At 48.1% G+C, this 24,009-nt stretch carries 21 protein-coding genes; 3 read left to right on the top strand and 18 right to left on the bottom strand.

From position 1 onward, the window contains the following. Positions 1-31: 31 nt before the first annotated feature. From ICL80_RS16815 to ICL80_RS16805, 3 genes are all read right to left on the bottom strand, one after another. Positions 32-2,413, bottom strand: coding sequence for a patatin-like protein (locus tag ICL80_RS16815; protein WP_194213882.1), 2,382 nt, complete (start codon positions 2,411-2,413; stop codon positions 32-34). A gap of 291 nt (positions 2,414-2,704) precedes the next feature. Next, a complete protein-coding gene (rsmD, locus tag ICL80_RS16810; protein WP_194213881.1) occupies positions 2,705-3,259 on the bottom strand; it encodes a 16S rRNA (guanine(966)-N(2))-methyltransferase RsmD in 555 nt (184 codons plus the stop codon). Positions 3,260-3,276: 17 nt separating this feature from the next. Continuing rightward, entirely contained in the window at positions 3,277-4,281 is a 1,005-nt protein-coding gene (locus ICL80_RS16805; RefSeq protein ID WP_194213880.1) for a pseudouridine synthase, read from the bottom strand. Positions 4,282-4,363: 82 nt separating this feature from the next. Here ICL80_RS16805 and ICL80_RS16800 point away from each other — a divergent pair, with 82 nt between their 5' ends. Next, a complete protein-coding gene (locus ICL80_RS16800; protein WP_380083274.1) occupies positions 4,364-4,816 on the top strand; it encodes a nucleoside deaminase in 453 nt (150 codons plus the stop codon). A 9-nt stretch (positions 4,817-4,825) separates the two neighbouring features. Next, positions 4,826-6,139: a mechanosensitive ion channel family protein gene (locus tag ICL80_RS16795; protein WP_194213879.1), complete on the top strand. Its 1,314-nt coding sequence runs from the start codon at positions 4,826-4,828 to the stop codon at positions 6,137-6,139. Between the two features lie 53 nt (positions 6,140-6,192). On the opposite strand, the gene ICL80_RS16790 is transcribed toward ICL80_RS16795, so the two are convergent. The 10 genes from ICL80_RS16790 to cysG all read right to left on the bottom strand — a co-directional run bounded on the left by ICL80_RS16790 (position 6,193) and on the right by cysG (position 16,030). Further along, the gene (locus ICL80_RS16790) at positions 6,193-7,047 is read right to left on the bottom strand and encodes a D-amino-acid transaminase (protein WP_194213878.1); all 855 of its coding nucleotides are present in this window, start codon (positions 7,045-7,047) and stop codon (positions 6,193-6,195) included. A 3-nt stretch (positions 7,048-7,050) separates the two neighbouring features. Then, a complete protein-coding gene (locus tag ICL80_RS16785; protein WP_194213877.1) occupies positions 7,051-8,259 on the bottom strand; it encodes an MFS transporter in 1,209 nt (402 codons plus the stop codon). Positions 8,260-8,334: 75 nt separating this feature from the next. Further along, positions 8,335-9,252 (bottom strand): alpha/beta fold hydrolase, encoded by a 918-nt coding sequence (locus tag ICL80_RS16780; protein WP_194213876.1) that lies wholly within the window; start codon positions 9,250-9,252, stop codon positions 8,335-8,337. Between the two features lie 101 nt (positions 9,253-9,353). Next, complete coding sequence (locus ICL80_RS16775) at positions 9,354-10,079, bottom strand: hypothetical protein (protein WP_194213875.1); 726 nt, start codon at positions 10,077-10,079, stop codon at positions 9,354-9,356. A 170-nt stretch (positions 10,080-10,249) separates the two neighbouring features. Further along, complete coding sequence (gene gcvA, locus ICL80_RS16770) at positions 10,250-11,218, bottom strand: transcriptional regulator GcvA (RefSeq protein WP_194213874.1); 969 nt, start codon at positions 11,216-11,218, stop codon at positions 10,250-10,252. 168 nt (positions 11,219-11,386) lie between these two features. Beyond that, positions 11,387-12,139 carry a phosphoadenylyl-sulfate reductase gene (locus ICL80_RS16765; RefSeq protein WP_194213873.1) on the bottom strand — a complete coding sequence of 251 codons (753 nt, stop codon included), beginning with the start codon at positions 12,137-12,139 and terminating at the stop codon, positions 11,387-11,389. Further along, positions 12,136-12,645 (bottom strand): DUF934 domain-containing protein, encoded by a 510-nt coding sequence (locus ICL80_RS16760; RefSeq protein WP_194213872.1) that lies wholly within the window; start codon positions 12,643-12,645, stop codon positions 12,136-12,138. Before ICL80_RS16760 ends, ICL80_RS16765 begins: the two co-directional genes overlap by 4 nt. After that, a complete protein-coding gene (locus ICL80_RS16755; protein WP_194213871.1) occupies positions 12,632-14,287 on the bottom strand; it encodes a nitrite/sulfite reductase in 1,656 nt (551 codons plus the stop codon). Before ICL80_RS16755 ends, ICL80_RS16760 begins: the two co-directional genes overlap by 14 nt. Beyond that, positions 14,287-14,610 carry a DUF2849 domain-containing protein gene (locus tag ICL80_RS16750; protein WP_194213870.1) on the bottom strand — a complete coding sequence of 108 codons (324 nt, stop codon included), beginning with the start codon at positions 14,608-14,610 and terminating at the stop codon, positions 14,287-14,289. Before ICL80_RS16750 ends, ICL80_RS16755 begins: the two co-directional genes overlap by 1 nt. A 16-nt stretch (positions 14,611-14,626) precedes the next feature. After that, on the bottom strand, positions 14,627-16,030 hold the full coding sequence (gene cysG / locus ICL80_RS16745) for a siroheme synthase CysG (protein ID WP_194213869.1): 1,404 nt from the start codon (positions 16,028-16,030) through the stop codon (positions 14,627-14,629). 444 nt (positions 16,031-16,474) lie between these two features. On the opposite strand from cysG, the gene ung reads away from it, so the two are divergent. Beyond that, positions 16,475-17,179 carry a uracil-DNA glycosylase gene (gene ung / locus ICL80_RS16740; RefSeq protein WP_194215921.1) on the top strand — a complete coding sequence of 235 codons (705 nt, stop codon included), beginning with the start codon at positions 16,475-16,477 and terminating at the stop codon, positions 17,177-17,179. A 42-nt stretch (positions 17,180-17,221) separates the two neighbouring features. Here the strand turns inward: ung and ICL80_RS16735 are convergent, their stop codons facing one another. The 5 genes from ICL80_RS16735 to ICL80_RS16715 all read right to left on the bottom strand — a co-directional run bounded on the left by ICL80_RS16735 (position 17,222) and on the right by ICL80_RS16715 (position 23,906). Continuing rightward, positions 17,222-18,625, bottom strand: coding sequence for a M20/M25/M40 family metallo-hydrolase (locus tag ICL80_RS16735; RefSeq protein WP_194213868.1), 1,404 nt, complete (start codon positions 18,623-18,625; stop codon positions 17,222-17,224). 130 nt (positions 18,626-18,755) lie between these two features. Further along, entirely contained in the window at positions 18,756-20,816 is a 2,061-nt protein-coding gene (locus ICL80_RS16730; protein WP_194213867.1) for a prolyl oligopeptidase family serine peptidase, read from the bottom strand. Positions 20,817-20,906: 90 nt separating this feature from the next. Then, complete coding sequence (gloB, locus tag ICL80_RS16725) at positions 20,907-21,671, bottom strand: hydroxyacylglutathione hydrolase (RefSeq protein WP_194213866.1); 765 nt, start codon at positions 21,669-21,671, stop codon at positions 20,907-20,909. Positions 21,672-21,742: 71 nt separating this feature from the next. Beyond that, a complete protein-coding gene (locus ICL80_RS16720) occupies positions 21,743-22,507 on the bottom strand; it encodes a hypothetical protein (protein WP_194213865.1) in 765 nt (254 codons plus the stop codon). Between the two features lies 1 nt (position 22,508). Beyond that, the gene (locus ICL80_RS16715) at positions 22,509-23,906 is read right to left on the bottom strand and encodes an FAD-binding oxidoreductase (RefSeq protein WP_194213864.1); all 1,398 of its coding nucleotides are present in this window, start codon (positions 23,904-23,906) and stop codon (positions 22,509-22,511) included. Between the last annotated feature and the right edge of the window lie 103 nt (positions 23,907-24,009).

Raw genomic sequence — 24,009 nt, 5'->3', positions numbered from 1 at the left:
ACCTATGTTCAGCAAGAAAATGGTTTGGTATTTAAGATACCTCTGGATCTTTAATCACTTTAAATTTCTCGCGTAGGCGCTCAATCAGATCGGCACTGTAGCGGGTATAGCGCTCTTCATTATCCAGAATGCTGTTAATCAGGCGGCACTTGAACTGGTCCTTGTTAAAGCCTTTAGGCACATTATCTGCCCCTGCGCTATCCAGTACAAAATCAACTAGTCGATTTGAGGCATGAATACGGCCCCAGAGATAATCATTTTCCCGTGCTTTACGGCTAAAAAAGGCCCCAAAGTTAAAGAGGCCTGTACCCATCAAGGGCGCTTTATCACTTTCGTGCAGGTGGCCGCAGTCTACAGGGCTAATGCGGTCTACACGAATTTCATCTACCTCTAAAAGGTCAGCATGTGCGGCCATGGGCTGGGTTAAAATGTCGTAAAACGGATAGCCAACATAGGCGCGGAAAACAGTAAGTTTCAGGTCTTCGTCAAGTAAGCTTGAAAGTGTTAGGGCAAAGAACTCGTCGCAAACAAAGTCCAGATCCTCCAGCTCCATTTTGGTTGAAAAGGTACCCATCAGACTTTTAATAATATCGAGATCAAGCTTTTCTTTGTCAGGCCATACGTCTGCGACTGTTTCTTGAAAAAACTCTGGCCGCCAACACACCCGAAAGGCTTCCAGGCTTTTGTATATTTGCTTTTTTGTAACCTTGTAGAAAGCACCCGGTGCCCCGCCCGGTACACGCTGTAAATAGGAATTCAGCTTTTTGACGGTAAAGCGCAGGCGGCGTACTCTGAAATCCACATCAAACTGGCGCAGAAAGCCTATGTATATTTGCATGTCATTCAGGCTTTTTCCAGTTATAGCCTGTAATATATTTTCGCTGTATGCCCAGCTTGTTACAAGGGTAAGAACATGGTCTTCATCCAGTGTTTTACCTTCACGTTGGGCAATGCCAACGATCAAGCCCGCCAGTTTTTCCAGCAGTTGCTGAACTTTGTTTTGCAGGTACGTTCCGTACGAAAAGCCGGCTTTTTCCTGTGCCAGCCGGTGTGCCCGTTCGCGCCAGCTTGCCAGCATGGCTGTTTCAATTTTCAAGCTATTATCAAGTGTTAGCATTTCATCGACAAGGACATGCACGTCTGCTTCAACGGTATGGAAGACGCTTTCCAGCCTTCGGGATTTTTTGTTGGTTTCTTCAATGCCGCGCAGATCGCCGTATATGGGTTCACTGCGTGGTATTTCCGCAAGCGAAGACAGAATGGTACGAAAAAAACCGGGTATCGCTTTTGGAATGGTGTTGAGCCGCTCTGCCGGGTCATCCGGGCTTGGGTCTACATAAATAACGCGGCGGTCTACCTCGCGGTGGGCTGCGCGGTTGTAAACTGCCTCCAAAGCTTTTTTGAAAGGTTTGTTGTTGGTCACGCCGCCGTCGATAAAAGACATAGCGGCAAGGCGGTCTGGCTCGCCAGCATAGTGGGGGAAGTTTTTATGTAGAAACTTGTGTCTAGCTGGCCATTTCATGCCGGTTTTTTTCAGGTGTTCTTCAAGGTCCATAAATCGGATTGGCGGAAAAGCACCGGGAAATGAAGACGTTGCCCGCGCTGCAAAACCAAGGGCAGGGATATTATCATCCCCGAATTCACTGATAGTACCTTGGCCTTCTGCGTCCAGATAGGTGAAATTGAGCGACACCTTGTGCTGGCGTTCAATAATACTGGCTGGGTCATGCAGTTTTAGTTGCCGTTCCTGCCCAAAAAAGTTGGTCAGGCTAACGAACAAGTCTAGCCGGTGGCCGGGCGGTAGCAGGCTTTTACCCGCTTCTGGTTTGCCCATGTTGGTGCAGGCTGTTAGCATCCAGTCCAGCATGCGGGTACCTGAAAAGGGTGGCTTGAACCAGCGCGAACGCAGAAAGCGTGATAGCTTTTGTTTGCTTTCCGCATCGGGGTTTTCTTCGTCGTATACTCGGTCTCCAAATAGCCAGATAAAGGGGTACATGTAAAATTTGCTGGTGCGGTCAGCGAGGGTATCGGCTTCCATCAGCTGTTCAATATCGCCCAGCTCCATCCACATATTGCGCAAGGGATCAAAGTCTAGGTCATGGGCCAAGGCGCGGGCCAGAAAAATACCATTAATACCGCCAGCGGATGTGCCAGACACCACATCAACAACAACGCGCAAATCTATTTTTTTGCCAAGGCCACGAAACAGCTCAAAATACAGGCTTTCTGTATCGGTATTATATGGGCGGCGCGGGGCTGCTTTTTCAAAGGTTTCGCGGTCACCTTCCTGGCTTTGGTAAGCGCGGGACGCCCGAACAAGCTTCAGTATTTCGTGGGCAATGCCGTTCATGTAAACAGCGAGTGATGCACCGCCGTAACAAACGAGAGCTAGCCTAAGTTCCTGTTCGCGCATAAGGTCTGCTTATCATAAGGTTTCACTATAGTGTTACAACTTTTATGGACAGGGCCAAAGCATTTTTAGCAAAGGCTCTGAAAACCAACAGGAATGTGCAAAAGGGAGCGGGGTGCGCAGCATAGCCACACACCCCATACTAGGATAAACACAGTTAGTAACAGATGGTCAGTTTCAGGCGTTCGTGGGGGATAAGACAACTAAACCTGAAACCGGGATCAGATGAAACTCTTACACTTTTATCGTCTGACCTGTATCTGTTACGAAAAGGGGCCGCTCGCCCCTTCGGTGTTAAATACTTTTTTGCAGAAACAGAATGCGCTGTTGGCCCTGCTTGCGATCATCCATAATATCAAGACCTGCAGGGATAACACTGTTATCATCAACAGACAATTCGCAGACAATAACCCCATTTTCCGAAAGCCATTGGCCTTCTATTAGTGCAGTAAGGGTAGGTTCGACCAGACCCATATTATAAGGTGGGTCCATGAAAATAATATCAAATGGCATTTGGGAGGTAGGCAGAAGGCTGGCATTCAGAGCGCGAACTTCAGTTTCGTCTTCAACGCGCAAGGTTTTGATATTTTCTTTTATTGCAGCAATAGAGGCACGTGCATTTTCCACAAATACTGCCCGCGCCGCGCCGCGTGATAGAGCCTCAAGCCCAAGCGCGCCTGTGCCAGCATAAAGATCTAGCACGTTGGCACCTTTCATGTCGGGGTAGCGACCATGGAGCAGCATGGAGAAAATACGTTCTCGCATACGGTCTGTTGTGGGGCGAACGTCGCGGCCTGCGGGCACAACAAGATTTCGGCCTTTAAGCGTACCTGCGATAATGCGTGTCATAACGTTTTGCCTATAGGTTACCGGCCTTTGGGTGAGCCACGGTTAGGCCTAAGCGTCAGTGTGTTGCCTGATGGTTTTGGCCCGCGTCCGCGATCGCTTGCTCCGGGACGGCTCGTGTTTTTGCCGGGGCGATCAGACGTAAAGTCACCGTTTTTTGCTTTGCGGCGGCGAATGTCGCCGGGTTTGGTGGCCTTTGGTTTTGCTTTGGCCCACTTTTCTGGCGTGTGCCGAATTTTGGGCGCAACGACGCTTTGTTTTTCTGTTGAAAAATAATCACTTAGCACTTCGTGTAATTGTTTTTCGCCCACCTGTGCCACTGTGCCATCTGTTAGGGTGCCAAGTGAAAACGGACCGTAATGGGTGCGGATCAGCCGGTTAACAGCTAGGCCTAAATGTTCCATAACTCGGCGAACCTCGCGGTTTTTACCTTCGCGAATCGCAACAGTAACCCAAGCATTTGCGCCTTCCTGCTGGCGCTCAAGCGATGCTTCAATTGAACCATAGTGTGTGCCCTCAATGGTCAAACCATTTTTTAAGCTGGCAAGAATACGTTCATCAACACGGCCATGAACCCGCACCCGGTACCGACGGATAACCTCGTTTTTAGGCAGTTCAAGCCAGCGGGCAAGCTCGCCGTCATTGGTAAGAAGCAAGAGGCCTTCGGTGTTCATGTCTAACCGGCCAACGGAGATAACACGGCCCATATGAGTGGGTAACTTTTCAAAAACCGTTGGCCGCCCTTCTGGGTCACGGTGCGTTGTTAGCGTACCGCGGCGCTTGTGCATGCGCCATAATTTGGTCTCGGATACCTGCGTGATGGCTTCGCCGTCGACCTTGATACCGTCAAGGGTGGTCACTAGAAATGCGGGTGTATCAAGCTTTTTACCGTCAACTGAAACCCGGCCGTCTGCAATCATGCGCTCAACTTCACGGCGCGAAGCAATGCCAGCGCGGGCAAGAGCCTTTGCGATGCGTTCCCCAGCCTGTTCATCTGGGTTGATGTCTTTTTCATTATCTGTCATGGGGCGCACCATAAGCTTCTATTTGCGGCGCTGCAACGGGAATAAGTTGACGTATAACAAAAGACGCCATACCCCTTTTGTCATGATTGACCAGTTTCCACATATGCGATTGGCGCTTGATGAAGCACGGGCGGCTGCTGTGCGTGGTGAAGTGCCTATTGGTGCAGTTGTAACGGGGCCTGATGGCCGTGTGCTTGCTTCCGCTGGGAATAATGTGATTGCAGCGCATGACCCAACAGGGCACGCAGAGCTTACTGCCATTCGCGCAGCGTGCGAAAAACTGGGGTCAGAACGCCTTGTAGGCTGTAACATGTATGTAACGCTGGAACCCTGCGCCATGTGTGCGCAGGCGATAGCCTTTGCCCGTATCGCCCGGCTTTATTACGGTGCGGATGACGCAAAAGGCGGTGGCATAACGGTAGGAGCCAGAATTTTCAGTCAGCCTACAACCCATCACAGGCCTGAAATTTACGGCGGCATTCTGGAAATGGAATCAGCACAATTGCTTAGAGACTTTTTTAAAAAACGCCGCTAGAGTTGCGTTATGAAAGCTGAATTGATCCATAAATTACAGGCATTTTTTCTTGATACCTGGGTTTTGCTCCAGACTAATTTTCTGGAAACGGCCCGACTTATTGAGCTTGCTGTTATTATTAGCATCATTTTGGTATCGAATTTTACCAGTAGCTTTTTGCATCGCAGTATCATGAAGGCTTTTGGCAGTCATGAGCTTGTTCAGAAGGCTGATAGGCGCTTTTTGCACCCCATCATTTCAGCGGCAATCGCGATTATGCTAATGTGGACTGCGGTTCTCGTGCTATCGCCGTTTATCCATACCTACCTGTTAACGATTGCTGCCAACCTTTATACGGCATGGCTTGTTATCAGGCTTGTTGTCGGCGTTATTGCAAACCGCGAACTGGCACGCCTTATTGCTTACGGTGCGTGGTCGGTTGCGGCTCTTAATATTATGGGCTTGCTTGACCCCATTATGACAGTGCTTGACGGCGCTAAACTGTCGCTTGGTGAGATTCAGATTAGTGCTTTGTCGGTTATTACAGGGCTTGTTACCTTTGCTTTCTTGATATGGGCAGCGTTTGCACTGTCTGCGCTTTTGGAGCGGCAGGTAAAGTCCATGAAAAGCGTGCCGCCTTCCGCTAAGGAATTAATGACCAAGATTGGTAAGATACTTCTGGTCTCTATCGCATTTCTAATCTCGCTTAATGCAACAGGTATAAACTTAACGGCGCTTGCAGTCTTTGGTGGTGCTCTTGGTGTTGGTATCGGTTTTGGTCTGCAAAAGGTTGTTGGTAACTTTATATCTGGCATAATTCTGTTGATGGACAGGTCTATTAAGCCGGGCGATGTTATTGAAACACAGGGTACTTATGGCACTATTAACCGGCTTGCTGCTCGCTACACAAGTGTGATCACCCGTGATGGTACCGAGTTCTTGATCCCAAACGAAGACATGATCACCCAGCCAGTTGTTAACTGGTCACATACCCATAGCTTGGTTCGCCGAAAAATACCCGTGCAGGTTTCTTATGAATCTGACATCAAAAAAGCCATGGACCTTATGAATGAAGCGGGGCTTGAAGAAGACCGAGTGCTGAAAGTGCCTGAGCCCAGAACACTGTTGAAAAACTTTGGCGAAAACGGGGTTGATCTGGAACTCAGGATGTGGATTGAAGACCCGCAAAACGGGGTTTCAAACATAGCAAGTGCGGTTATGCTGCGTATATGGGATAAGTTTCATGAACATGGAATTGAATTCCCATACCCACATATGGTGGTGGAGCTGAAAAGAAGTATTCTGGCGGCCAAGTCTTTAGACGCTAGCGACACAAAAGAGTAAAACCTTCTCTAATTTGCTGTAACCGAACAATCAGGCCTTGATGATCGCACCGGTCACGCCTTCTCCATCATGGACCAATAGGCGTCTACAATACGCTTTGTAGTGCTGCCGGGTTTGCCGTCGCCAATTTTTTTAGTATCTACCATAATAATAGGCATGGCACAGTTTGTGCTGCTGGTTAAGAACATTTCTGCAGCATTTTGAGCTTCAGCAAGACTGAAAGCACGTTCTTCAATCTTGATTTGAAAGTCACGGGCGATTGTCATCACTGCTGCGCGGGTAATGCCGGGCAAGATATTATCGTCAATGGAGCGTGTTACCAGCACGCCGTCTTTTGTTACCATCCACACATTGGTGCTGCTACCTTCTGTAATATTGCCAGCTTCATCAAGCATGATTGCCTCAGCAGCTCCTTGTTCTTTAGCAGCCTGTTTTGCCAGTACGTTTGGTAGCAAGGATGTAGATTTTATGTCGCATCTACCCCAGCGAATGTCGGGAGTAGTAATGGTTTTTATTCCTTTTTCAGCACGTGCTTTAACGGCGGCAAAATCAAAGCGTCGGCAGGTAACCGTTAAGCAAGGCCTTGCAGCAACAGGGAAAGCGTGATCCCGTTTTACAATACCGCGAGACACCTGAATATAAAGGATAGCATTTGTTGCCCGATTTTTGCGGGCCGTTTCAGCGAGCACGACCATCATGGCAGAGCGTGCCATCGGCATTTGTATATGTAGCTCATTAAGGGAGCGCTCTAGCCTGTCAATATGGGCGTCCATATCAATGAAGCGACCATTATAAACTGTTACTACTTCATACACGGCATCGGCAAACTGGTTTGCCCGGTCTTCAATATGAATAAAGGCAGTATCCATTGGAAGGTAGGCACCATTAACGTAAGCGATGCGGGACATAAATTACTCTCCGAGTGTAGGGGCGGTATAACCAAGCGGTTTGATAAACAGCATGAGAAATACTGAGGGCAATACAATAATGCAAGTTGTTATGCTAAGGGCAATAAGGCCGTATTGAATGAAAGGGGCAACAAGTGCTGTGGCGATGGCAGCAAAGCCTGTAACAGCTACTAGAAGAATAGCGGATGCCCTGTCGTCATCACCGTTTGAAGCAGAAAGCGCTTGCACAAACCCAGGGCCGCCGCGTAGGCCAAGGCCAGTGTTTAAAATCCAAAACATAAAGAGCAGATGCTCTGGCTTGTTGGGCCCGATCAAGCTGTAGAAAAGCAGTACAAGGACCCCCATGCAGGCTATGAGAGTACCCGCCATAATAATAGGTTCAACCCCATACCGTTTTACTAAATTGCCAGAAATATTTGCTGTGATGATAAAGCATGTAACACCGGTCATTTGCATATAGATAAAGTCGTGAATTTCACCGTTCATTGTTTCAATAATAATAGCAGGGGCAGAAAAAACGAAGCATAGCAAACCACCAAGTACACAGGCATGGCCCATAGCATATCTAAGGTACGTTGGGCTTTTTAAAAGCTTCAGATAGCCCCCAGCCGCTTTATTGTGGCTGGTACCAATACTGGGTATGAGGCGCGGGCGGATAACAATAATAAGGCAAATAAAAGTAACAAGGGCTGCCGTAACGGTGAAGGATGCGGTCCAGCCATAATGCACATGCAGCCATGCGCCAGCAAGGGGCGCAAGGCCAGGCACCAAGGCCTCAATGCTGCCCATGGCACTTAGAGCTTTCATAGCTCCTAGTTCAGAAAACAGGCTGCGAATGAGACCGGGCGCAAGGGCTGCAGTACCAGATGCAGCAGCTCCCTGCAAAAAGCGAAGAACCACAAGTGACCATATATCAGGGCTGAAAATAGCTAAGACGGTAAAAACGATGTAGGTTGCCAGAGAGGCGATGAATAACCTTCGGCGGCCATAATGAGCGGCAAGGCTACCGTATATTAACATACCAATGGTTGAGCCACCTACAAAGGCCGCGATTACAAGCTGGCTATGGGCGATGGTGGTACCAAATATTTCTGGCATATCAGGTACAGAAGGTAAAACCAGATCAATAGCCGAAAGCAACAGAACAGTACCTGCTACAATAAGAGTGCAGGCCAGAATAGCGGCAGCTTTGGTTGGGGGTACTGTGTGCATTTTCGTGTCGCTTTTTTGATACGAGGCCGGACACTTTAATCGCGTATGAATATTAAGCAAGCCTCTAATCTGAGATCAATATGTGGGCTGCGCTACTTTTTGCCTGTTTTGTTTTTCAACAATACAGTCATGAAATTGATGCATAATTTCCGCGACTGTTTCTGGCGCTTCGCATTGAGGGTAGTGCCCAATGCCCGGCAGACGAACCAGTCTTGCTTTGGGCACCAGCATCTCAAAGCCATCTGCCATATGAGCACCTGATACCGGATCTGCCATGCCACATACATACATAAGTGGCAAATGCGCATTCTTCAAAGCAGCTGTCCACCTGTTAGCCTGTTTCTTACGCTCAGCCATATATTGTATGCGGCGTGGGAGGGAAGCTTTGCCATTTGCTCCTAAAATTGCAGGCCAGAATGCGTTAAGAACAGGGCCTTTGGGGCGGGTGTGCTTTGAAAAGACATCGGCAAAGGCTTTCAGAAACCGGTCTTTGGTAATGAGCCTGGGCACCCACTTGCCAAAAGGCCCAGCAAGTAAATGTTGCACGGCCCGGGCTTTGTGCAGGGATGGAATAACGCCACCGTTTAAGAGAACACAGCTTAAAATCCGAAACGAAAGGGTGCTTTCGTTGTGCCGGGCGATCAGTTCTTGAGCCACGCTGTCACCTACATCGTGGGCTAAAATATGTGTAGCCTTGATGCCGCGTTGTTTCATCAGGGCTTCTATCATATCTGCCTGATCCATAATGCTGCAAGGTGTTCCGCTTGCATTTAGGCTGCGTCCATAATCGAGCAGGTCTGGCTGTACCATATAAAAGCGTTTTATCAGGTGTGGTGATAACCAGCTCCAGTCCCAACTACAGGTAGGGAAGCCGTGCAATAGTAATAGGCTCTGACCATTACCGCCGCGCTGGAAAAAAACATTGTGGTTTTTCCATTCAAAATATTTCCCGCACTGACCCCATTTGTCATAGGTGATGGGTGCTTCCAGCATTCGGTTTTTGTCCACTCGGTATATTTGTTGTTTTTAATTAGATAGGGCGGGAAAGCCGGTAGGGCAAACGGGATATTACCATTTTATGACTTAATACGGCCTTAGCGGGCGTTTTTTATAAAGTCATTTTGTGGTGCGGGCGACATATTAGCCAAAATACTGTCTAATAGATCTTTTTTATCAATGTGACGTGTGTGCATGACATGGTAAATTTTTACCTTTGGCCAATAGCATATGTTGGTTTCAAAGCCAGTTTTGTCTATTTCTTCTTTTATCGCCAGCACATGGGCCTTATCAAAAATAAAGGCATCAATTCTATGACGGGTAATCAGTTCATTGACTTCATGTAGGTTTGTGAGAGGCAGTAGTTCTGGGCCGTATTTCTTAATGTTTCGGTCCACCCAGCCTTTGCCGTAAGGATAACCAAGCTTTATGCCTTTAAGGCTTTTGTTGGTACAATCATACTTAAGTTTTGAAGCAATGATCATGGTTGGTTCTGCTTCAAAAAGAGGCGTCGGTAGGTAAAACCAGCTTGGGTTGGTTCTCTTTACAAGCTCTTCTGGCCTAATAAGGTTCCCGTCTATGGTGCCGTCAAGCAAAAGCCGGTTTGCTCGCATGGGAGGAAGGTTTATCCAGTTCACACAGAGGCCTGCCTGCTTGTAAATCGCTTCTATTCTATTCTGCAGTTGTTGCTCAAAAGCAAATTTGTCGGGTGACGTACTAATGGTCAGGCAGGTGTTGTCGGCTTTGGCAAACACTCTATTGCCAGTTTGCAAATACACAGCGGCTATCAGGCACAACAAAACTCTATACAGGTGCAACGGCACGTATCCTTACTCCATACTGCTAACCAAACCACGGCAGTATAGCGTATTTTTATGGGAATTCACTCTTGTTTATTCAACAGTATCATTCTGCCTGATTACACCGTGTATTTATATGCTTTAACCACGGATTCTTGAAAAAAGTGTCTATTGCCAAACCTGCACTTGCGTTCTTAAGCAGAGACAACGTGCAAGGGGGTATGGCTTTTTGCAGGCAGAAAATCATGTTCTGTTGACTGCTCTGGCGCTGTTTCTCTGCGCATCCATTCGATAAACTCTATAACGCGTTCATTTTTAAGTTTATCTTCAGGGCACACGATATAATGGGCAAAGTCTACAGGAACGGCTTCACCAAATGGTTTTATCAACCGGCCCGCTTTCATATCTTCTTCGGCAATAGCGGACCGTGCGAGGGCAATCCCCCTGCCTGCAACAGCGGCCTCGATTGCAAGCGCATTACTGTTAAAATGCAGGGCAGGCATACCGTCCGGAGCTTCAACCCCCGCAGCCTTTAGCCACATGGCCCAATTGGGGGCGCTTGCGTCCTCTATTGAGCTATCATCATGAATAAGTGTGTGGCGCAGCACACTGCATGCAGTTGTGCCAATAGAGCAATCTTTCAGGAGGTCTGGCGAGCAAACCGGGAAAATCGTTTCTTTTAGAATTTCTTCCACAAACAGGCCGGGGTACTTTCCTTGGCCATAACGAATGGCAATATCTGTATCAGACGCTTTAAAGTCTGTTAGGTGCATGGTGGCATCAATTTTAACAATAGCGTCTGGCCGCATTTCGTAAAAGCTCGCTAGCTTGGGCACCAACCACTTGCTCGCAAAAGACGGCGAAACACTGACTTTCAGAACATTTGACTTTTTGGAGTCTGTCAAAATATCAACGGCGGCTTCCATATGCTCGAACGCATCTTTAAGCGGGGCTAGTGAAAGCTGGGCAGCCTCTGTGAGAATAAGGGATCTGTTCGTTCGACGAAAAAGCTCGACACCCAGAAAGTCTTCCAGTGATCTGATCTGCTGGCTAATAGCGGCGGGCGTTACAGCCAGATCATCTGCTGCCATTTTAAAGCTCATGTGACGCGCGGCGGCATCAAAAGCACGCAGCGCGTTCAAAGGAAGCAAGGACCGTTTCATACTATCTCCTGTATGGCAGGTTAAGCCAATTTCAAATCCACCCCCTAAAGATGGATAAGAAAATCTTACCACTAGTTATATGGTGTCGATTTCACCAATGCCAAGTGCTTAAAGCTCTTGATCACGAATTGTTTAGTAGCTGCATATGGATACGACCATATGCCCGTGTCATTTATGTGACAAAATCCGTGTATTTTCAGCTAAGGAAAGATGAATTCCACATTCTGTTTTAGCTTGCCCGCGCCAGCGGCCAGCCCTTTCATTTTCACCTTCTTCAACGCGGTCAGTACAAGGCATACAACCAATTGAAGCAAAACCTTCAGCTACAAGCGGGTGGCGAGGCAGGTTATGCTTGTCGATATACTCTGCAATGTCGTCTTTGTTCCAAAAGGCAAGAGGGTTCACTTTTACGCGGCCATCACCGGCTTCGAAGTGTGGTAGTAATGAACGTACCCCGCCCTGAAAACGCTTGCGGCCAGAGGCCCATGCCTGAAACCCGGAAAGAACATTATCAAGTGGCTTTACCTTCCGAATATAACAGCACTGATTTGGCGTTGAATTCCAGAGGTTTCCTTTCGGGTCATTTGTCTGCAAGTCTTCCTTGTCAGGGGAAATAGACCGCACATCTGTCAGGCCCATTTCCTGAATAAGAGTGTCGCGGTAGCGTTTGGTTTCCCCAAAGAGTTTACCCGTATCAAGAAACAGGATGGGAATATCTTTTGACACACTGGCTGCGATGTGGAGAAGCACAGCAGATTCCGCTCCAAAAGATGATACAATCGCCATTTTGGGCCCAAAATACTTGAGCGCCCCAGCTATAACTTCTGAAGGCAATGCATTGGCGTAGCGGCTATCCAGATAGTTGGCTGCCTCCAATGCATCAAAATAGTCGCCTTCTTTTAGTGCAGTTTGCACTGTCATGAAGTTTTCCTTTCAGCGGGTGCTCCGTGGCGCACATGGGCAACGCTATTGGTGCCGATAAAATCAGCTTGGTAGAAATCCTGGTAGCGATGCAGGGCTTTTTCAAAAGCATCTTTTCTCGCGTCTGTTACTTCAACAGAATCAAAGCCTGCGCGCATCAGATGCATTGCCTGATCAGGTATGACAGGGCCAACAGCTCGAATTTCACCTTTGAAGCCGAGATCTTTTCTAAGCCGTACAGCGAGAGAAAAACCTCGACCATCGCCAAACCCCGGGAAAGTAACAGCAAAAAATGCAGCTTTCTCTACCAGAGGGGCTAGCTCTGTGTAAGAGGTGTCGGTTGATACAATCACACCAATTCCACCCTCACGGTTCAGGAGGCTGTTGTTGTCAGCTGTGAGAGCTGCAACGGGCACGGCAATAGCACCTGTTGCAGGGATTGTTTCAACGTCGCTAACCAGTGTCCAGTTACCTGGTGTTTTTTTGTTGAGACTAAGCAGCACCATAAACCGCCTCCTTAAATATTTGTGGGCCGGTACGGCGATATGTCTCAAGGAAAGTTTCGCCTTCCTCGCGCTCGCCCAGATAAACTGCAACGACTGTTTCAAGGGCATCTACAATGCCAAATTCGTCAAAACCTGGCCCTAAAATAGTCGCCTTTGAGGCATCTTCTGCACCAGAGCCGCCCAGCAGAAGCTGGTAGGATTCTTCGCCTTTTTTATCTACGCCCAATATGCCGATATGGCCCGCATGGTGGTGACCGCAGGCATTAATACAGCCTGAAATCTTGATTTTAAGCGGCCCAATATTCTGAATGCGCTTCATATCATCAAAGCGGTTAGTAATGTTTTGAGCGATTGGAATAGAGCGCGCATTAGCAAGCGCACAGTAGTCCAGACCTGGGCATGCGATAATGTCGGTCAGGAGTCCAACATTGGCTGTGCCCAGGCCTGCTTCGTCAAGATCGGTCCAGAGGGCTGGTAAGTCCTTTTTAGCAACGTGGGGCAGAATAAGATTTTGCTCATGGCTCACGCGGATTTCACTTTGGCTATATTCGTCAGCGAGGCTTGCCACCAACTCCATTTGCTCGGCGGTTGCATCACCCGGGATACCACCATGTGGCTTCAAACTGATTGTAATAGCCACATGCCCCGGCACTTTGTGTGGATGTGTATTATTTTTCACCCACGAAGCGAAAATAAAGTTGTTCTTGGCAAGGCTAGTGACACCATCCACCTCGTCAGGCAAAACAGGCAAGGGGGGCGGTGCAAAGAAAGCACGAATACGGGCAATTTCTTCTGCGGGTACATCAATAGGTATATCTTTGATGCGTTCCCACTCGGCTTCTGTCTGGCGGGCGTATTCTTCTGCTCCCAAAGCTTCAACCAGAATTTTGATACGGGCTTTGTATTTATTGTCGCGTCGGCCCTGTTCGTTATAAACGCGCAGAATTGCTTCCATATAGGATAGAAGATCAGCTTCAGGGAGGAAGTCACGAATGGTTTTGCCAATCACGGGCGTACGGCCCATGCCGCCGCCAACCAGCACTTCAAAGCCAACCTCGCCTTTGTCGTTCTTTTTCAGGATAAGGCCAATATCATGCCACTTCACGGCAGCGCGGTCAGTGGGCGCACCGGTGATGGCAATTTTGAACTTGCGTGGTAGGAATGAAAATTCCGGATGAAAAGTAGACCACTGCCGAAGAAGTTCAGCATAGGGACGCGGATCAGCAACTTCGTCGGCTGCGGCACCCGCGAACTGGTCCGTTGTCACGTTTCGGATACAGTTACCGGATGTCTGGATGGCATGCATCTCAACTTCAGCAAGCTCTGTAAGTATGTCTGGTGTTTCAGAAAGCTTTGGCCAGTTATATTGTATGTTTTGGCGCGTTGTGAAGTGGCCATAACCTTTATCATACTTGCGTGCAATATGGGCAAGCTTGCGCACTTGATTGGCAGAAAGCGTGCCATAAGGTACCGCAACCCGCAGCATATAGGCGTGTAGTTGTAGGTAAAGGCCGTTCATAAGGCGTAGTGGGCGAAACTCTTCTTCTGTAAGTTCGCCTTTAACACGGCGCTCTACCTGATCGCGAAATTCAGCAACTCGTGCTTCCACAAGTTTATGATCAAATTTATCGTAGGCGTACATTAGTTTGCCTCCCAGTCGAGTGATACCTGATAGCCAAGGTCAGCACGTACGCTAGGACCTTTCGCTTGCATCGCGTGTTTAATGTGTGCGGGGTACGCTTTGTCGCCGTTTAAAACTGCGCCAATAGCTTCCACACTTAGAACAATATTTTTGTCTGCACTTTTGGTTGCTTCTGCGAGAAGGGCCTCAATGCCATCATCGTCTGCATAAGCAGCTTCGTCTGTTTCAGGGCTCCAGCCACCGTTGCGGGTGAAAAACACCGCACGGCCGTCATCAAGACGGTTGGCAATAATCATCTGTGGCCCTGTTATTTTTTTAGCCATGGTACGCGATACTCCTTTATGCGCCTGCTGCGTGCAACAGGTGCTCAATCTGTGGCTTATTAAGATCAATAGCGTTTTTGACAACATCGCCGATTAACAGCAATGCAGGGCTTTGCACTGCATTTTCCGCAACAAGCGTTGGCAGTGTTTCAAGGGTGCCATAAAAACGACGTTCATTGGCGCGGGTCCCATTTTCAACGACAGCAACAGGTGTTTCACCGTTTACGCCGTGTTCCATGAGGCCCACTGAAATTTTAGGGGCACTTTTAACACCCATGTAAACAGCAAGAGTTTGGCCTTCGCCCGATAGCCGCGCCCAGTCTTTAAAGGCTCCATCTTTCAAGTGCCCGGTTACAAGAGTGAGCGAGCTTGAATATTCCCGGTCTGTCATAGGTATTTGTGCGCGTGCAGCAATACCTTGATAGGCACTAATGCCAGGAATGATTTCTGTGTGAATATCGTGCGCACGAAGGGCAGCCAGTTCTTCACCGGCGCGAGCGAATAAAAGTGGATCGCCGCCTTTAAGGCGCACAACACGCTTGCCTGCAAGGGCCGCAGTTATCATCAGGTCATTAATGCCGTCTTGGCCAATGCCGTGGTTGCCTTCTTTTTTGCCCACAAAAACAAGTTCGGCATCGCGGCGGGCAAGGGTAATAACATCGCGGCTCACTAGCCTGTCATATATAATAACATCTGCCTGCTGGAGGGCGCGGTGTGCCTTGATGGTGAGTAAGTCCGGGTCGCCCGGCCCTGCGCCTACCAGCTGTACTTGCCCGCTAGTCGCACCCACGCGGTGGTTTTTGGCGGCAACCAGAATGTGATTTTCAACGGCTTCAATAGGTAAGTCTGCATAACTACCTGCGTTATCATAAAGCCGGTCCCAAAACAGACGACGACGGGTGCTGTCTGGAATAATATCTTTAATTTTGCTGCGTACACGGCCAGCGGCTTCTGCCAAAACACCAAGCGACGGCGGTGTCATGCGCTCCAAATGGCTTCTAAGGCGCCGTACAAATACAGGCGCGACACCCCCTGAAGAAAAAGCAACCTGAAGCGGGCCGCGTACAAACTGTGCCGGTGTGATAAAGGTGCTTTTCAAAGGCTTATCAACCACATTAACTGGCAGCTTACGGGCCTGAGCAAGGCGTACAACCCGTTCTTCGGTTAGCTCGTCGTCACTGGCGATATAAACTAGTGTTTTGCCGGACAGGTCATCTTCTGAAAAAGGCCGGTCGTGTAGCAGAAGGTTCTCAGCAAACAGGCCAGCTTCTTCCGCAGCCAAAATTGCACCGGGTGCTACCAGCGAAATACGGGCGCCAGTTTCCAGAAAAAGGCCAACTTTTGCCATAGCAGCAGGGGCCGCACCCACAATAAGGATGTGCTGTTTATCTGCCGTTAAAAAAACGGGAATGTTTGCCATGACAATCTCCTGTTACCTAAGCCAGCTTTCGCTGTATCCATGTGCCGCACGTAAAATCTCTGATTTGGCCATTTTCAGAAAAGCGGAGCTAATGGACAATACCTTAAATAAGTGAGCTGTGCACTGAAAACAAGCGATAAGAACTTATCTATGTATAAAAATATTTTTTCTTTTAAAGCTTTTAAACTCATAATGAATGCAATAAATATTTAATATTATAATTTAAATTAAAACTAAATACTATTATTTATAAAATATTAGAATTATTGTTTGTGTCATTATGCAAGGTTAGGAAAAACAGGCTAAACTATATAAAAATAAGAAAAACTAAGCATTTGTATGGAGCGCTAAGGTTAGGTGCAACTGAAAAATACTTTTGTAAAAGAATATAGACATAGGCGATTAGGGCTTTTAGGCTGCGGCACAGTTTATACCATATAGGACATTTGCATGGCTGACATAAAACTGGAAGAAAGCTGGAAAGCGGCACTCGCACCACAGTTTGCAAAAGACTATATGCAGAAGTTGCGGGCGTTTTTGAAAGCTGAACTGGGGGCGGGAAAAACTATTTTCCCGAAAGGGGCTGAATATTTTGCGGCGCTAGATACCACCCCGCTTGAAAATGTGAAAGTTGTGATATTAGGCCAGGACCCATACCATGGCCCCGGTCAGGCACACGGCCTTTGTTTTTCTGTTCAACCGGGTGTACAGCCGCCTCCATCGCTTGTGAATATTTATAAAGAAATGAAAGAAGACCTTGGCATAACCCAGCCAGCGCATGGCTGCCTTACACCGTGGGCACAGGAAGGCGTGTTACTTTTGAATTCAGTCTTGACTGTAGAAGCGCATAAGGCCGCTTCACATCAGGGTCGTGGCTGGGAAACTTTCACCGATGCGATAATCGCAGAACTGAACGAACGGCATGACCATTTAGTATTTATTCTGTGGGGTAGCTATGCCCAAAAGAAGGGCGCTAAGATTGACCGCAAGCGGCATTTGGTTATTACGTCGCCGCACCCATCGCCACTTTCCTCATACCGCGGTTTTTTTGGTAGCAAGCCCTTTTCAAAGGCAAATGCGTATTTAGAGGCACACGGTAAAACCGCCATCAATTGGCAATTGCCTGAAATTTCTGGTCTGAAAATATAAAGGGGGCAAAAGCCCCCTCTTTATTTGTTCTCGCTTTTGGTCTTATTTCGATATTTCAGTGAGCAGCACGTACCAGTGTGTCAAGCTATCGTAGAATGTTTTAACTGGCAGCCTCTCATTCAGGCCGTGGGCAAAAGCATCACTGGATTTTATGTAAACACTATGAACTCCGTAACTGGGAATGCCTGCTGCACGGAAATGCATACCGTCTGTACCACCAGAGGACATGGAAGGTACAATCTCTAGCCCTGGGTATGTTGTATCTACAGCTTTTCTGAGGGCGGCTAGAACATCGTCTCTGAGCGGTGAGGCATCGGTCTCTGTTGGGTCACCCAGTGTGACAAATTCAATTTCCTCGTTTGCCATAACGGTTTTCAAGGTTGCAAGTGTTTTAGCAACACCTTCACCTGGGAAAATGCGGCAATTAATCGTTGCTGTTGCAGATTGTGGCAGAGCGTTTTCTGCGTGACCACCCTGCAGCATGGTGGCAACACAAGTTGTGCCAACAGTGCCTACAAAACTTGGGTCTTTCCTGAGGGTTTTAATCGCCCATTCATCTGTAGGGTCTGTTGCAAACTTTGCCATGGCCTTGCCAAGATCGCCCGGTGTTTTTTTGGCGGTGCTGGAAAAATATTTTAACGTCAGGTCGTTATAGTTTACTGTAAAATTATAGGCTTCAAGCTTCTTGAGGGCTGTTGCCAAGTCATATATGGCATTTGTGCCAGTGGGTCTGCTGCTATGTCCGCCGGGGTTACGTACGGTCGCTTCAAAAGTAACATAGGTTTTTTCTGCGGCTTGTAGGCCGAAGCTTGCTGGAGGGCCACCTTCCTCGGGAAGCAGGCCGCCGCCAACATCAGCGTTCAGAACAAATTCGCTGTCGGTTAGATCACGAAATTCATGCACCAGGGCTTTGGTGGATATCATGCCGGTTTCTTCATCACCTGAAAAAGCAATAATCAGGTCGCGACTTGGGACAAAACCTTCTGTTTTCATGCGCAGAAAGGCAGTTGTAACGGCGGTAATGCCAAGTTTGTCGTCAAGGGTGCCACGGCCAAAGAAAAAGCCATCTTTTTCAATCAGCTTGAAAGGGTCATTGACCCAGTCTGATGCGAGGGCTTCAACCACATCCATATGGGCACTGATACTAATAGGCTTTTTGCCAGACGAGCCATCACCCCGATACCGCACAATCAGCACGGCTGTTTCTCCAACAGGCTTTACATGAATATCTTCCTCTGGAAAGCCTGCTGCCTTGAATTTACCGGCCAGATAGTTTGCAAGGTCAGGCACTTTACCGTGGCCTTTCGCTGTGTGGGTTTCAACAGCGGTTTTATAAATTTCACGCGCTTCTGCTGCAAAAGGAATATCTTTTCCCGTTGGTGCTGCAAATAAACTATGGGTCAAAAGGGCACTTACGGCGGCGCCAGCCAGCAGTTTTTTGAACATGTATCAGGTCCTCGTTTCGATTATATTATATAGAAAATACTGTACAGATGAACAGCACCCTAACAGACTGTCATTATATTGAAACAGGTGATTTTAAAGCAGCCGTCAATGGTCCTGAAACCGTTCTTTTTTAATCCTTCAGTTTCTGTAGAGCGTAAACCACCTGCAAGGCATCAGTGAAGGCGCGCTGTTGCAGGTTGGCGGCGGCGCTGTGGCCCCCTTCGGTATTTTCATAATAAAGCACAGGCTTGCCCATATCTTCCATTTTAGCGGCCATTTTGCGGGCATGACCGGGGTGTACACGGTCATCTTTTGTGGAAGTGTAGAAGAACACTTCCGGGTATTCGGTATCTGTTTTCAGGTTCTGGTACGGCGAATATTTCAGAATATAGTCGCGCTCCTCTGGCACATCAGGATTGCCGTATTCGCCCATCCACGAGGCGCCAGCTAGCAGGGTGTGATAGCGCATCATATCAAGCAGAGGCACCGCGCAGATAACTGCTTTAAACAGGTCTGGGCGCTGGGTGAGCATAGCCCCCATCAGCAAGCCACCGTTCGAGCCGCCCCTAATACCTAAATGCTGTTTCGAGGTGAGGCCTGTTTCTACCAAATGTTCGGCCACAGCAATAAAATCATCAAAGGCATGCTGGCGATTTTCTTTTAGCGCGGCTTGATGCCATGCTGGGCCAAACTCGCCGCCGCCACGGATGTTGGCAATCACATAAGCACCCCCTGCTTCAAGCCAAGCTTTTGATGGGCCGTTCAAGTAGATGGGTGGCAAGGATACTTCAAAACCACCATATCCATAAAGAATGGTGGGTGTTGTACCATCCATTGGGGCACCTTCCGTGCGGATGATAAAGTACGGTATCCGGGTGCCATCTTTGCTGACGGCAAACTCTTGCTCGGCAATCATGCCGGTAGCGTCAAACCTGTCAGGCAGGGCTTGTATTGTTGCAGGTTCGCTGCCACGATAAATGGCATAAAGGGTTGATGGCTGCAGGAAGCTTTCAAAGTTGATGAGGGCCGCATCAGACCATTCGTCGGCACTGATAAGGCTAATGCTTCCATTTTCGGGGGTGTCTGTTGGCGTTATATCCCACCCATCGGCACTTTCTGTTGCGGTTAACATTTGGCCAGTGACAGTGTCCAAAAGGTTAATGAATATGCGATTTTGACCTATGGCCACATCATCAATGGCGCTCGTTGTATCAGGGGTGAACACCACCCTGAGGCTATTTTCAGGAATGCCGTCAATTGCATCTTCAATATTAACAGAGATAAGGCTGCCTGCAGGTATAGTTTTACCGGATTTAAGGCGCCAGCTTTCTCGCATGGTTAGGATGGCATTGTGATGGAAAATGCCTTTAAAACTTATGGTGCGAGGTAGGTAAAGCTCGCGCATTTCTTCTTCGTCCTTGTCCCCTTTTAGAACATAGACAATTTCTGTGAAGAAATCAGGTGCACGCACAACACCAATAACACTGCCTTCTGGGCGGTGGCTTGCGAACGGAAAGCTGCCAACGTCGGTGAGGTCACCCGTATGCACAGTGCGGGCAGATGCGAGCGGATAACCGCGTTTCCAAACGCGTACTTCGTTTGGATAGCCGCTATCTGTCATGGTATTTATGCCAAAATCTGTACTGATTAAAAGCGTGTTCTTATCAATCCATACAGAGCCTTGTTTTGCTTCTTCTGTTACAAAGCCGCCAGCGACAAATTGTTTTAAAACGGCATCGAATTCGCGCATAACAACAGCATCGCCGCCGCCGCGTGATAGCGAGATAAGGCATAGGCCAAAATCAGGTGGTAGGCATTGGCGCTCTTTATACACCCAATTTTCACCCTCATCGGCGGCTAGTTTGTCAATATCCAAGATTTCAACCCATTTGGGTTCACTAGCGGTATAGGAGCGCCAACTAGCCCGCCGCCACAAACCGCGCACATGGGTTTCATCTTGCCAGAAATTATGAACAGCACCGCCCAGTAATTTGCCATAGGCAATTTTATCGCTGGCATTGTAGTCCTGAAGTAAGCCTTGTTGTATGGATTCAAAACGGCTGTCTGTAGTAAGGCGTTCAAGCGATTTTTTGTTATGGGCTTCAACCCACTCGATGGCTCTTTCGCCCTCAACATCTTCAAGCCAGAGGTAGGGGTCATCCTGTGCGGTTACAGTAACTGTCGCTGCCATGAGGGCTCCTGCTAGTATAAGGGTCTTCATTTAACGGTACCTTTTGTTGTTCGAGGCACTCAAAACCATAAATTAATGGGGAGGGGCTTGTTAAAAACTATCCTTACGTCGTCGGACTTCGGCAAAAACAGCGGGCAAAGGTGCGCCGATCAGCCCCACATTTTCTTGTATTTCTTCGCTCATTGGCCGCAAAAAGGGGTTGGTTTCTTTTTCAAGCGCGAGAATAGAAGGCACCGTTGGTTTGCCGGCATCTCGAAGGCGTATGACTTCAGCCATCCGGCTTTGTAGTGCTTTGTTCTCTGGTTCAACAGAAAGAGCAAAGGTGCCGTTTGACTGGGTATATTCGTGTGCACAGTAAATGCGGGTGTCATCCGGTAGGGACATTAATTTTGAAAGTGATTGCCACATCTGGTCAGGGCTGCCCTCAAACAGGCGGCCACAACCCATTGAAAACATTGTATCACCGCAAAAAAGCGCTTTGTTAGAGGCAAAAAAATACGCGATGTGACCCCTTGTATGGCCGGGCACGAAATACACGGAAGCCATATTGTCACCTAAGGTGATTTGGTCGCCTTCACCCACAGCAATATCGATACCCGGTATGCGGGCCTGATCATTTGCAGAGCCAATTACCGTTGCATCATAGCGGCCTTTAAGGGCTAAATTGGCACCTGTGTGATCATTGTGGTGGTGTGTATTTAAAATGTGGGTCAGGTTCCAGCTGCGTTTTTCAAGCTCTGCTACAACAGGGTCTTCAACCGCAGGGTCAACAATAGCTGTTTCACCACTTTCATGAGCATGCAGCAAATACAGATAATTGTCGTGTAAAACAGGAATTTGAACAATTTCGAGCACAAAGGCACCTTCTGTGTAAACAGGTTTCGGCGCTATTATAAGGGCTATTCATGTGGTCTGCCAGTCAGAACTTATTTTTCTATGTACCAGCTACCAACTTTAAGTTGAACAATTTGATTTGGGCCAGTTTCGCCCAAGGGAGCAATGTCCCATATCCAGCTTTGGTCAGGGTTTCCCGGCAGTAAGTGGGGCGCTACAGTCGGGATTGTTTTTAGGGTGCCGCCTGTTGTCTCCCTGCGGTCATAATCTGTAATAAGGAGGACAGGACAATCCATTGCCAACAATGTATCCATATGGGCCTTTTGAATGGCGGCGGTTAGTTTGCATTCAGTATCCCCGCTAGGCGGGCTACCTGCAAACGGCAGAGGCAACTGCGATAGTATATTGAGACTAATCGCACAGGCGTAGCCTTTAAGAGGAAGAGGTGCCGTTGTTGGTGCCGGTATTTCATCGCCCTCTATGCTTGACCAGAAAGGCGCTAGAAAGCCAGTAATGTCAGCAAGTTTATAGTCTATTGCACGGTATCGAAGCAGCTTTAATCTGGTTGTAAGGGGGAGAACGGCATCTATTAGTACGCAGCCTGCGGGGTGCTGGGCAATATGTTCAAGAGGTATGTCAAGGCATAGCCCCGCCCCCATGACTAGACAGGGCTTGTGTGAGTCTGCGTGTTCAAGGGCAAGGCTTATGCGCTGTTTTGATTTCTCTAAATGGGTTTGCCAACTGGCTTTATGGCGCTTATAGCGCCCGGCAATGCCTGCTATCTCTGTCGTTAGGCCAGCGCTGCGTGCATATGGCACACTGGAAGATGTTGCCCATATAAAGCTTTCCCAAAGCATGTTAAGCGATATCCAAAAATATCTTACCGGGGTTCATAATGTTTTTGGGGTCAAGCGCCTGTTTTATCATGCGCATAACAGGGATAGCGCTTTCGCGTTCCCATACTAAAAATTCGCGCTTGCCGGTGCCGATACCGTGTTCACCTGTTGAGGTGCCACCCATATCAATAGCACGTCTCACCATGCGTCTATTCAGGCTTTCTGCAATTTCCAGTTCAGCAGGCTTCGCTGGGTCATAAAGGATAATAGTGTGAAAATTACCGTCACCGACATGGCCAACAATACTGCCAAACAGGCCTGAAGCATCAAGGTCAGCACGGGTTTTGATGATGCATTCGGCCAAGCTTGATATAGGTATACAGACGTCTGTGGTGATAAAATTCTTGCCTGGGGATAAGGCGCGGGTGGCATAAAGCAGTTGGTGCCTAGCGTGCCAAAGGGCGTTTATGTCTTCCTGATTTTCGGCAAACTCAACATGCGTGCCGCCGTATTCACTGGCTAGCATGGTAAAGTTTTCAATTTGGTCTTGGACAGAGGCCTCAGAGCCGCTGAATTCAATAAACAAAGTATTGGCTTCTGGATATTCAGTTTTTGAATATCCATTCACTGCGCGGACAGAAAGCGTGTCCAGAAGCTCTATCCTTGAAACCGGAATGCCCATCTGGATTGTACTGATCACAGTATTTACTGCCTTTTCAAGGCTTGTGAACCGGCATATGCCTGCGGCGACCTTTTCAGGAATGCCGTGTACCTTCAGGCTGATTTCTGTGACAATGCCGAGGGTGCCTTCACTGCCACAAAACAGGTGGGTTAAGTCATACCCTGCGGCTGATTTTTTAGACCGGGTACCCGTTTCAATAATATCGCCGGAAGCTGTTATAACCTTAAGGGATAAAAGCTGCTCGCGGATAGTGCCGTATTTTACGGCATTGGTGCCAGAGGCTCTGGTTGCCACCATGCCGCCTAAGGTGCAGTTCGCACCGGGATCAACAGGGAAAAACAATCCCTTATCCCTTAAGTGGGCATTTAGGTCTTTTCGGGTAATGCCTGCTTCAATACGCACATCCATGTCATTTTCATTAACGGCAATGACCCGGTTCATACGCGACATGTCGATGGATAGGCCACCATGTACAGCAGTTAAATGCCCCTCAAGGGACGTGCCTGCGCCGTATGGAATAATGGGTAGGTTGTATTCGGCACATATTTTAACGGCTGTAGCGATATCCTCTGTTGATTGTGCAAAGAAAACCGCATCAGGGGGCATCGGGATATGGGTGCTTTCGTCGCGGCCATGGCTTTCAAGAATGCCTGGGTTACAAGAAATTTGTTCCGCAAACTTATTCACAAGAAGGTTTATAGCCTTTTGTTTTTGTATAGTAATTTCCAAGAAGTTCATTCCTTTAAACATGTTAGACTTAGCGTGCATGCTTAATCGAGATTATATTACTTCAATTTTTTGTAGTGATTAGTATTATTTTAATATTTTCTGTGTCTTAATA

The organism is Kordiimonas pumila (assembly GCF_015240255.1).
Lineage (GTDB): Bacteria > Pseudomonadota > Alphaproteobacteria > Sphingomonadales > Kordiimonadaceae > Kordiimonas > Kordiimonas pumila.
This window is presented reverse-complemented; position numbering and strand designations above follow the sequence as displayed.

Excerpts from the sequence above, each read along its gene's own strand:
- ICL80_RS16760 (WP_194213872.1), bottom strand. The coding sequence starts at position 12,645 with ATGGTGCTGCTTAGTCTCAACAAAAAAACACCAGGTAACTGGACACTG.
- ICL80_RS16755 (WP_194213871.1), bottom strand. The coding sequence starts at position 14,287 with ATGTACGCCTACGATAAATTTGATCATAAACTTGTGGAAGCACGAGTT.
- rsmD (WP_194213881.1), bottom strand. The coding sequence starts at position 3,259 with ATGACACGCATTATCGCAGGTACGCTTAAAGGCCGAAATCTTGTTGTG.
- ICL80_RS16800 (WP_380083274.1), top strand. The coding sequence starts at position 4,364 with ATGATTGACCAGTTTCCACATATGCGATTGGCGCTTGATGAAGCACGG.
- ICL80_RS16730 (WP_194213867.1), bottom strand. The coding sequence starts at position 20,816 with ATGGCAGCGACAGTTACTGTAACCGCACAGGATGACCCCTACCTCTGG.
- ICL80_RS16795 (WP_194213879.1), top strand. The coding sequence starts at position 4,826 with ATGAAAGCTGAATTGATCCATAAATTACAGGCATTTTTTCTTGATACC.
- ICL80_RS16750 (WP_194213870.1), bottom strand. The coding sequence starts at position 14,610 with ATGGCTAAAAAAATAACAGGGCCACAGATGATTATTGCCAACCGTCTT.
- ICL80_RS16790 (WP_194213878.1), bottom strand. The coding sequence starts at position 7,047 with ATGTCCCGCATCGCTTACGTTAATGGTGCCTACCTTCCAATGGATACT.
- ICL80_RS16765 (WP_194213873.1), bottom strand. The coding sequence starts at position 12,139 with ATGACAGTGCAAACTGCACTAAAAGAAGGCGACTATTTTGATGCATTG.
- ICL80_RS16735 (WP_194213868.1), bottom strand. The coding sequence starts at position 18,625 with ATGTTCAAAAAACTGCTGGCTGGCGCCGCCGTAAGTGCCCTTTTGACC.
- ICL80_RS16815 (WP_194213882.1), bottom strand. The coding sequence starts at position 2,413 with ATGCGCGAACAGGAACTTAGGCTAGCTCTCGTTTGTTACGGCGGTGCA.
- cysG (WP_194213869.1), bottom strand. The coding sequence starts at position 16,030 with ATGGCAAACATTCCCGTTTTTTTAACGGCAGATAAACAGCACATCCTT.
- ICL80_RS16720 (WP_194213865.1), bottom strand. The coding sequence starts at position 22,507 with ATGCTTTGGGAAAGCTTTATATGGGCAACATCTTCCAGTGTGCCATAT.
- ICL80_RS16715 (WP_194213864.1), bottom strand. The coding sequence starts at position 23,906 with ATGAACTTCTTGGAAATTACTATACAAAAACAAAAGGCTATAAACCTT.
- ICL80_RS16805 (WP_194213880.1), bottom strand. The coding sequence starts at position 4,281 with ATGACAGATAATGAAAAAGACATCAACCCAGATGAACAGGCTGGGGAA.
- gcvA (WP_194213874.1), bottom strand. The coding sequence starts at position 11,218 with ATGAAACGGTCCTTGCTTCCTTTGAACGCGCTGCGTGCTTTTGATGCC.
- ICL80_RS16780 (WP_194213876.1), bottom strand. The coding sequence starts at position 9,252 with ATGCTGGAAGCACCCATCACCTATGACAAATGGGGTCAGTGCGGGAAA.
- ICL80_RS16785 (WP_194213877.1), bottom strand. The coding sequence starts at position 8,259 with ATGCACACAGTACCCCCAACCAAAGCTGCCGCTATTCTGGCCTGCACT.